Consider the following 8,212-nt stretch of genomic DNA (forward strand, 5'->3'; position numbering starts at 1 on the left):
GCTCTACTGACCGTTGTCTTCCGTCGATGAGGCAGACGCCGGCTTGCTGTCGCCCCAATGCATGATTTGGTACATCACGGGCTTCACCGGCGGCTGGCCGTTCGGATCGAGCATGTGGCCGTCGGGGTTGACGTTGTAGATCTGCTGCGGGCCGTGTTTGGGTGTGACCACCACCATGTAGACGCGGCCGTTCTGGCGGTATTCCTGGATGGTGTTCTCGCCTTCCTGCCGCACCGAAACGTCCGGTGGCGTCTGCCCATTGGCATCGCGGGGCGCGGGTACGCCGGCCACCTTCGGTACCGGGATCGGCTTGCCAGGCAGATGGCTGGGTTCCAGTTCGGCCGGGCTCGATACCGGCTTGGCAGACGTGCTCGCCGCAGCCGGCGGCTCCTTGGCTGGATTCACACCCGGATCGTTCATCCCCGGCGGCGGCGGTGCCGGTGCGAAATGCGGCGTGGCCGAGGAGGAGGAAGACGTCTGCGCAAAGGCCGACGAGGCGGCCAGGAGAGAAAGGGCGAGCAAGCAGGCTGCGTGTTTCATGGCGGTAATGACCTCGTCAGAGGCGCGAAGCATAGCAGTGCACGATTCGCCCAGCGGTGAATGCCTGGATGCAAGGGGCATTCGGCGGCTCCGTGCTTCATTGCCTGTCCCTGACGCCTTGTTCCCTTAGAATCCTGGCATGCCAAATCTCACGCTCATCGACGGCTCGTCGTATCTCTATCGCGCCTTCCACGCGCTGCCCCCGCTCAGCAATGCGAAAGGCGAACCCACGGGCGCCCTGTTCGGCGTGGTCAACATGCTGCGCGCCACGCTGAAGGCCAAGCCCGATTACGTCGCCTTCGTCAGCGACGCCTCCGGCCCCACCTTCCGTAATGTGCTGTACGACAAGTACAAGGCAAACCGGCCGCCGATGCCGGACGATCTGCGCGCGCAGGTCGAGCCCATGCTGGAAATCGTCAGCGCGCTGGGTTTTCCGATTCTGCGCGTCACCGGCGTGGAGGCCGACGATGTCATCGGCACACTGGCCAGCCAGGCGCATGCGCATGGCATCGACGTGCTGATTTCCACCGGCGACAAGGATCTGGCGCAACTGGTGCGTCCTGGCATCACGTTGGTCAACACCATGACCAACACCACCATGGACAGCGCAGCAGTGATGGAAAAATTCGGTGTGAAGCCGGAGCAGATCATCGACTTCCTCAGCCTTACCGGCGACACCGTCGACAACGTGCCCGGCGTCAGCAAGTGCGGCCCGAAAACCGCAGCGAAATGGCTGGCCGAATACGGCACGCTGGACGGCGTCATCGCGAATGCCGACAAGATCGGCGGCAAGATCGGCGAATACCTGCGCGAGGCCTTGCCTGCGTTGCCGCTGTCGCGCCAATTGGTCACCATCAAGACCGATGTGGCGCTGGATTTCAGCGTGCCGCAATTGCTGCTGCGCGACCGCAACATCGATGCGCTGCGCGAGCTGTACACGCGCTATGAATTCAAGGCCGCGCTGAAAGAGCTGGACAGCGCCACCGCAGAAGTCGTCACCACGCCGTCGCCCATTGCCGCCGCGCCGGTGGCTGTCAAAACATCCGTTGCCTCCGGCAAGGGCGAATACGAACTGGTGACCACCCAGGCGCAATTCGATGCATGGCTCGCGCGCCTCAAGACCGCGCCGCTGATTGCCTTCGACACGGAAACCACCAGCCTCGATGCGATGCAGGCGGATATCGTTGGCGTCAGTCTTTCCGTAGAGCCTTGCAAAGCCTGCTATATCCCGCTGGCGCACGATTATCCCGGCACACCGGCGCAACTGCCGCGCGATCAAGTACTCGCTGCGCTCAAGCCGATCTTCGAAGATCCCAAACGACCAAAGGTCGGCCAGCACGCCAAGTACGACATGAATATCCTGTCGCACTACGGCATCGTCGTGCAGGGTTTGCAACACGACACCATGCTGGAATCCTACGTGTGGAACGCCACCGCCACGCGTCACGACATGGATTCGCTGGCCAAGCGCTACCTCGATTACGACACCGTCAAATACGAACAAGTCGCTGGCAAAGGCGCCAAGCAGATTTCGTTTTCGCAAGTGGACCTCGATACCGCGTGCAACTACGCCGCCGAAGATGCGGACGTCACTCTGCGCCTGCATCATACGCTGTGGCCGCAGCTTGATAGCGAACCGAAACTGCGCAAAGTCTACGAAGAGATCGAGATTCCGCTGGTGCCCGTGCTGGCCGGGATGGAGCAGCGCGGCGTGCTCATCGACGTGAATGAGTTGCGCAAGCAAAGCCAGCAACTCGGCAAGCGCATGCACGAACTGCAGCAGGAAGCATGGCAATCGGCCGGGCACGAATTCAATCTCGATTCACCCAAGCAATTGCAGGCCATCCTGTTCGACGAACTTGGCTTGCCGGCCAAACTCAAGACGCCCACCGGACAGCCGTCTACCAATGAGGAAGCCCTCGAAGCCATTGCGGAAGAACACGCACTGCCGCGCCTGATCCTCGACTACCGCGGTCTCGCCAAGTTGCGCTCCACCTACACTGAGAAACTGGCCGAGATCGTCAATCCGCGCACCGGCCGCGTGCATACCAGCTATCACCAGGGCGCCGTCGCGACAGGCCGCATTTCATCCACGGACCCCAATCTGCAGAATATCCCGGTGCGCACCGAGGAAGGCCGGCGTATTCGCCAGGCCTTTATCGCCCCCGCGGGCTGGCAGGTGATGGCCGCAGACTATTCGCAGATCGAGCTGCGCATCATGGCGCATCTTTCCGGCGACGAGGGCCTGTTGCGCGCGTTCCAGGAAGGCGGCGACATCCATCGCGCCACCGCCGCCGAAGTGTTCGGGCTGGAGCCAGAGGCCGTCACCAGCAACCAGCGCCGCGCGGCCAAGGCGATCAATTTCGGCCTGATGTACGGCATGAGCGCGTTCGGCCTGGCGCGCCAGCTTGGCATCGACCGCGGCGAAGCCAGTGACTATATGGCGCGCTATTTCTCACGCTATCCCGGTGTGCATGCCTTCATGGACGCCACGCGCGAGCGTGCGCATCGCGATGGCTACGTCGAAACCCTGTTCGGACGACGGCTGTACCTGGAAAACCTCAGCGCACGCAATCAAGCCCTGCGCGCCGGCGCCGAACGCGCCGCGGTCAACGCACCCATGCAAGGCACTGCCGCGGACATCATCAAGCGCGCCATGATCACCGTCGCCGCGTGGCTGAAAGGCCGCCACGATGCGCACATGCTGATGCAGGTGCACGACGAACTGGTGTTCGAAGTGCGCGCCGATGCGGTCGATGTCGTGCGCGAGACAATTCGCCAACACATGTCCAGCGCTGCCGAATTGCGCGTGCCGCTGGTCGTGGACGTGGGCGTGGGCAAGAACTGGGACGAAGCGCATTAAACGCACACGATGCCACCGTAGGCTGGGATGCAATCCCAGCAATAAGCGCCACCAAAGCTGTGCACTGCCAACACCGAAAAACACGGATTTTTTACAGTACCTACAGGGTTCCCTAAGCAATAGGCAGCACAACTCATCTCGATATGAATCCCCGCTAACCATTCCAGATTTCTTGCACTGTCCAGTGCAACTTTTCGGGCGTTGGCGCGTTCTCACTATCGGATGCACGCAACGGCATCCCCCGGCGCCCACCTCCCTGGGTCGCCACCCGGAATCGGCCCTCTCCCCTGGGTCGCCGATTCCCCCCCGGCCCCGCGGACTTCCCCCTAAAGTTCGCGGGGCCTTTTCTTATCTTTCTCCCAGCCTTTTCTTGCCCTGCGGCACGACAGACGACAAGCCAGCCGTTAGGATGCCGTTACGGGACGGCCGCCGCCCGCCGGCTGCCCGAGCGCAAAGAGTTGCTCTGCAGTGCAAATCAAAGGGAAACCCACCTCCTTCGACATCGCCCATCTGACCGGGGTCTCGCAATCCACGGTCTCACGGGCGCTGCGCGGCAGTCCGCTGGTCAGCGAGGAAACGCGCCAGCGCATCAAGGCCGCGGCCGACCAGCTCAACTACAAGGTGGACAAGAACGCCTCGAACCTGCGCTCGCAGCATTCGGGCACCCTGGCCTTGCTGCTGTTCGAAGATCCCACCGCGGACGATTCGCACATCAACCCGTTCTTTCTTTCGATGCTGGGCTCGATCACGCGCGCCTGCGCCTTGCGCGGTTATGACTTGCTGATCTCCTTCCAGCAGCTGTCCGACGATTGGCATGCCGATTACGCGGACACCAAGAAGGCGGACGGCATCATCCTGCTCGGTTACGGCGATTACCTGGCCTATCGCGACAAGATGCAGAAGCTGTCCGCCCAGGGCACGCGCTCCGTGCGCTGGGGCGCCGTACTGCCCGACCAGCCGGATGTTTCCATCGGCTGCGACAACCTGCAGGGCGGCCACGCCGTCGCCGCCCATCTGCTGGAACAAGGCTGCCGGCGCATCGCCTTTCTCGGCGATGCATCCAGCCACTACCCCGAATTCTTCGACCGCTACCGCGGCTATGTCACTGCACTGCAGGAATCAGGCATCGAAGCCGACAGCGCCTTGCAGGTCGATGCCGCCGAAAGCACCGAACAAGCCGGCTACGAAGCGCTGGAAACGCTGCTGGAACGCAAGTTGCCGTTCGACGCCGTCTTTGCCGCCAGCGACCTGATCGCCATCGGCGCCATGCGCGCACTCGCTGACCATGGCATCAAGGTGCCCGAGCAGGTGGCCGTGGCTGGCTTCGACGATATTCCGATGGCCCGCTTCCTCAACCCGCCGCTGACCACGGTGCTGCAAGACACCAAGCTGGCCGGCGAAACCCTGGTCGACAACCTGCTGCGCCTGATCCGCCGCGAGCCGGTGGAAACCCAGCTGCTACCGGTGAAGCTGGTGGTACGGCGTTCCAGCCAGTACGGCGCGCGCTGAATTTTCCGTCGCTCCGGCGACGACTGGTGTCGATTTCGCTTCCTCTGCTTCGTCTCCTTATCGAGAGACCCATCCGAGCCACGAGGAAAGCATCCATGTACGTCCAGCCCTACCTGTTCTTCAACGGCCGCTGCGAAGAAGCCCTCCACTATTACGAGAAACACCTTGGCGCCAAGATCAACACCAAGATGCGCTACAAGGACGCCCCGCCCAGCGATGGTCCCGCGGCCAACGCCAACGGCGAACACATCATGTACAGCGACATCACCATCGGCGACAGCCTGGTGATGGCTTCCGACGACTGCGTGAACAAGGACACTACATTCCAAGGTTTCTCGCTCTCGCTCACGGTAAGCAGCCATGCCGAAGCCGACCGCGCTTTCGCCGCATTGGCCGACGGCGGCCAAGTGCATATGCCGCTGAGCCAAACGTTTTTCTCGCCCTATTTCGGTATGGTGGTCGACCGTTTCGGCGTCCACTGGATGGTCATCATCCCGCCGCAGGCATAAGGAGAAAACCATGCGATTCATGATGCTGATGCTGCCCGCCGGCCAATGCGACGCCGCGCCCGATGCACGGCCGAGCGCCGAAGCGGTGAAAACGATGATGCGCTTCAACAAAGCCTTGCAGGAGGCCGGCGTGCTGCTTGCCCTGGATGGCCTGCATCCCCCATCAGCCGGCGTGCGCATCAGTTCGGTCAACGGCAAACCCAAGATCGTCGACGGCCCTTTTGCCGAAACCAAGGAAGTGGTCGGCGGCTATTGGATGATCGACGTCACGTCGCGCGATGAAGCCATCGCATGGGCTTCGCGCTGTCCGCTTGGCCCCGGCGACACCATCGAAATCCGCCAGGTATTCGAGATGAGCGACTTCCCAGCCGAAGTCCGCAAGGCGGCCGACGGCTTCGAAGACCCGCGACAGCCAGCGGGCTGATATGCCGATATGAACTTGCGCCGCACTGAAGCAAGTGCTGTGATCGGTGGCCATGACGGCCACCGACATCCATCGCACCATCGAAGCAGTTTGGCGTATCGAATCGGCGCGGCTCATCGCCGGTCTCGCGCGGATGGTGCGCGACGTGGGGCTGGCCGAGGAATTGGCGCAGGATGCGCTGGTGACCGCACTCGAACGCTGGCCGGAAAGCGGTGTACCGGACAATCCCGGCGCGTGGCTGATGACCGCCGCCAAGCATCGCGCCATCGATCAGTTGCGGCGCAAAAAGCTGATCGAACGCAAGCACGAGGCGCTCGCCTATGAAGCGGAAGGCGAAGCCGCGGATGGCAAGTCGGAGCTGGAAACCATGCTCGACGATGACATCGGCGACGACCTGCTCAGGCTGATCTTCACGGCCTGCCACCCGGTGCTGTCCGCCGACGCGCGCGCCGCACTCACGCTGCGCCTGCTCGGTGGCCTGACCACCGACGAGATCGCGCGCGCCTTCCTGGTTCCCGAACCCACCATTTCGCAACGCATCGTGCGCGCGAAACGCACGCTGTCGGACAAGCAGATTCCCTTCGAAGTACCGCGCGGCGAAGAACGCGACGAACGCCTCGCCTCCGTATTGGAAGTGATCTATCTCATCTACAACGAAGGCTACGCGGCAACCTCCGGCGATGACTGGATTCGCCCCGAGCTGTGCAACGAAGCCATGCGGCTTGGACGCGTGCTGGCCGGCCTGGCGCCGCAGGAGCCGGAAGTGTTCGGCTTGCTGGCGCTGATGGAAATCCAGGCATCGCGCCTGCATGCGCGCACCACGCCAACCGGCGAGCCGATTCTGCTGGCGGATCAGGATCGCAGCCGCTGGGATCCACTGCTGATTCGCCGCGGTCTCGCCGCGCTGGAACGCGCAGAAAAGCTGGGCGGCGCGCGCGGTCCTTATGCTTTGCAAGCGGCCATTGCCGCGTGTCACGCGCGTGCGCGCACCATCGACGCCACGGATTGGTCGCGCATCGCGGTGCTGTATGCCGAACTGTCGCAAGTGCTGCCGTCACCGGTGGTGGAACTCAATCGCGCAGTCGCCGTGGCGATGGCATCCGGCCCAGCCGCCGGGCTTGCACTGGTCGATGCGCTGGCGAATGAGCCGCTGCTGCGCAACTACCATTTGCTGCCGAGCGTGCGCGGCGATCTCTTGAGCCGCCTGGAACGCCATGCCGAAGCGCGCGAGGAATTCGAACGCGCCGCCTCGCTGGCGCGCAATGGGCGGGAACGGACCTTCCTGCAGCAGCGTGCGGCGGCTTGCGCCGAAGCCGCACGCGACGCGTAATCCTCGTAGGCTGGGATGCAAATCCCAGCATCGCCATGCCAGTCAACGCTGGGATTTGCATCCCAGCCTACGTGTTAAGTATTTTGGGATACCGCGCCTGAAAGGGTCGGCTCCTTCACCCGCAACACGCTCACGCCGGCCACCAGCAAGCTCGCGCCACCCAGCACCAGCGCGTAGATCGGCTGCCCGTGAAAGAACACCCGCAACAGCACGCCCAGCACGCTCGCGGCGAGCAACTGCGGAATCACCACGAAGAAATTGAAGATGCCCATGTACACGCCCATCTTCTCCGCCGGCAAGTTGTCCGACAGCAACGCATACGGCAAGGAAAGAATCGACGCCCACGCAAAACCCACGCCCACCATCGGCAGCAGCAGCCAGTGCGGATCGCGGATCAGCAGGAACGACACCAGCCCCGCACCACCCAGCCATAGATTGATCAGATGGCTGATGCGCAGCCCCCAGCGGCGCACCATCAACGGAATCACCAGCGACGCCACCGCAGCAAAACCGTTGTACGCGGCAAACAACACGCCCACCCAATTGGCACCGTTGTTATACGCCGCCGATTGCGGATCGCTGCTGCCGAAATGCACCTGCGCGACACCCGCCGTGGTGTAGATCCACATCGCGAACATGGCGAACCATGAGAACAACTGCACCAGCGCCAGGCGTCGCATGGCGGGTGGCATTGCGTGCACGTCGGTCATCACTTGCGTCAACATGCCGCTGCCGCGCGCCACGCTCAGCCACAGCTGCGAAAGGCCGAAAGCAGCCATTCCACCGGCCAGCAAGTACAGCTCACGCTCAAGACGGCAGGTGTGCACCAGCCATCCGCCGATGACGCCGGCAACCAGCCAGATCAAGCCCTGGTTGCGCGCGCTGCGCCGCTCCACCTGCACCGGCGCCTGCTTCACTGCATCGTCGAACACACGCAACTGCTCGGGCGGATATTCGCGCGTGGACAGCACCGTCCATAACACCGAGCCCAGCAACACCACGCCACCGATGTAGAACGCATCGCGCACCGTATCGGG

7 protein-coding genes are annotated in these 8,212 nt (G+C 63.0%); 5 read left to right on the top strand and 2 right to left on the bottom strand.

Annotated elements, in window-relative coordinates:
* Positions 1 to 3: 3 nt before the first annotated feature.
* Positions 4 to 540 carry a DUF2782 domain-containing protein gene (locus tag VJR68_RS03140; protein ID WP_324146093.1) on the bottom strand — a complete coding sequence of 179 codons (537 nt, stop codon included), beginning with the start codon at positions 538 to 540 and terminating at the stop codon, positions 4 to 6.
* A 139-nt stretch (positions 541 to 679) separates the two neighbouring features.
* Between VJR68_RS03140 and polA the strand changes: the two genes are divergently transcribed.
* From polA to VJR68_RS03165, 5 genes are all read left to right on the top strand, one after another.
* Positions 680 to 3,403, top strand: a complete 2,724-nt coding sequence (gene polA / locus VJR68_RS03145) for a DNA polymerase I (protein WP_324146094.1) — start codon at positions 680 to 682, stop codon at positions 3,401 to 3,403.
* 474 nt (positions 3,404 to 3,877) lie between these two features.
* On the top strand, positions 3,878 to 4,912 hold the full coding sequence (locus VJR68_RS03150) for a LacI family DNA-binding transcriptional regulator (RefSeq protein ID WP_324146099.1): 1,035 nt from the start codon (positions 3,878 to 3,880) through the stop codon (positions 4,910 to 4,912).
* Positions 4,913 to 5,007: 95 nt separating this feature from the next.
* The gene (locus tag VJR68_RS03155) at positions 5,008 to 5,421 is read left to right on the top strand and encodes a VOC family protein (protein WP_324146095.1); all 414 of its coding nucleotides are present in this window, start codon (positions 5,008 to 5,010) and stop codon (positions 5,419 to 5,421) included.
* A gap of 10 nt (positions 5,422 to 5,431) precedes the next feature.
* Positions 5,432 to 5,845, top strand: a complete 414-nt coding sequence (locus tag VJR68_RS03160; RefSeq protein WP_324146096.1) for a YciI family protein — start codon at positions 5,432 to 5,434, stop codon at positions 5,843 to 5,845.
* A gap of 52 nt (positions 5,846 to 5,897) precedes the next feature.
* Positions 5,898 to 7,175, top strand: coding sequence for an RNA polymerase sigma factor (locus VJR68_RS03165; protein ID WP_324146097.1), 1,278 nt, complete (start codon positions 5,898 to 5,900; stop codon positions 7,173 to 7,175).
* A gap of 74 nt (positions 7,176 to 7,249) precedes the next feature.
* Here the strand turns inward: VJR68_RS03165 and VJR68_RS03170 are convergent.
* A partial coding sequence (locus VJR68_RS03170) for an MFS transporter (protein ID WP_324146098.1) occupies positions 7,250 to 8,212 on the bottom strand: 963 nt, incomplete at its 5' end.

It is taken from the genome of Dyella sp. (genome assembly GCF_035277725.1).
In the GTDB taxonomy this organism is placed as follows: domain Bacteria; phylum Pseudomonadota; class Gammaproteobacteria; order Xanthomonadales; family Rhodanobacteraceae; genus Dyella_B.

What these genes read in the sequence shown, in the direction of transcription:
- VJR68_RS03155 (WP_324146095.1), top strand. Translation starts at nt 5,008, where the DNA reads ATGTACGTCCAGCCCTACCTGTTCTTCAACGGCCGCTGCGAAGAAGCC.
- VJR68_RS03160 (WP_324146096.1), top strand. Translation starts at nt 5,432, where the DNA reads ATGCGATTCATGATGCTGATGCTGCCCGCCGGCCAATGCGACGCCGCG.
- VJR68_RS03140 (WP_324146093.1), bottom strand. Translation starts at nt 540, where the DNA reads ATGAAACACGCAGCCTGCTTGCTCGCCCTTTCTCTCCTGGCCGCCTCG.
- VJR68_RS03165 (WP_324146097.1), top strand. Translation starts at nt 5,898, where the DNA reads ATGACGGCCACCGACATCCATCGCACCATCGAAGCAGTTTGGCGTATC.
- polA (WP_324146094.1), top strand. Translation starts at nt 680, where the DNA reads ATGCCAAATCTCACGCTCATCGACGGCTCGTCGTATCTCTATCGCGCC.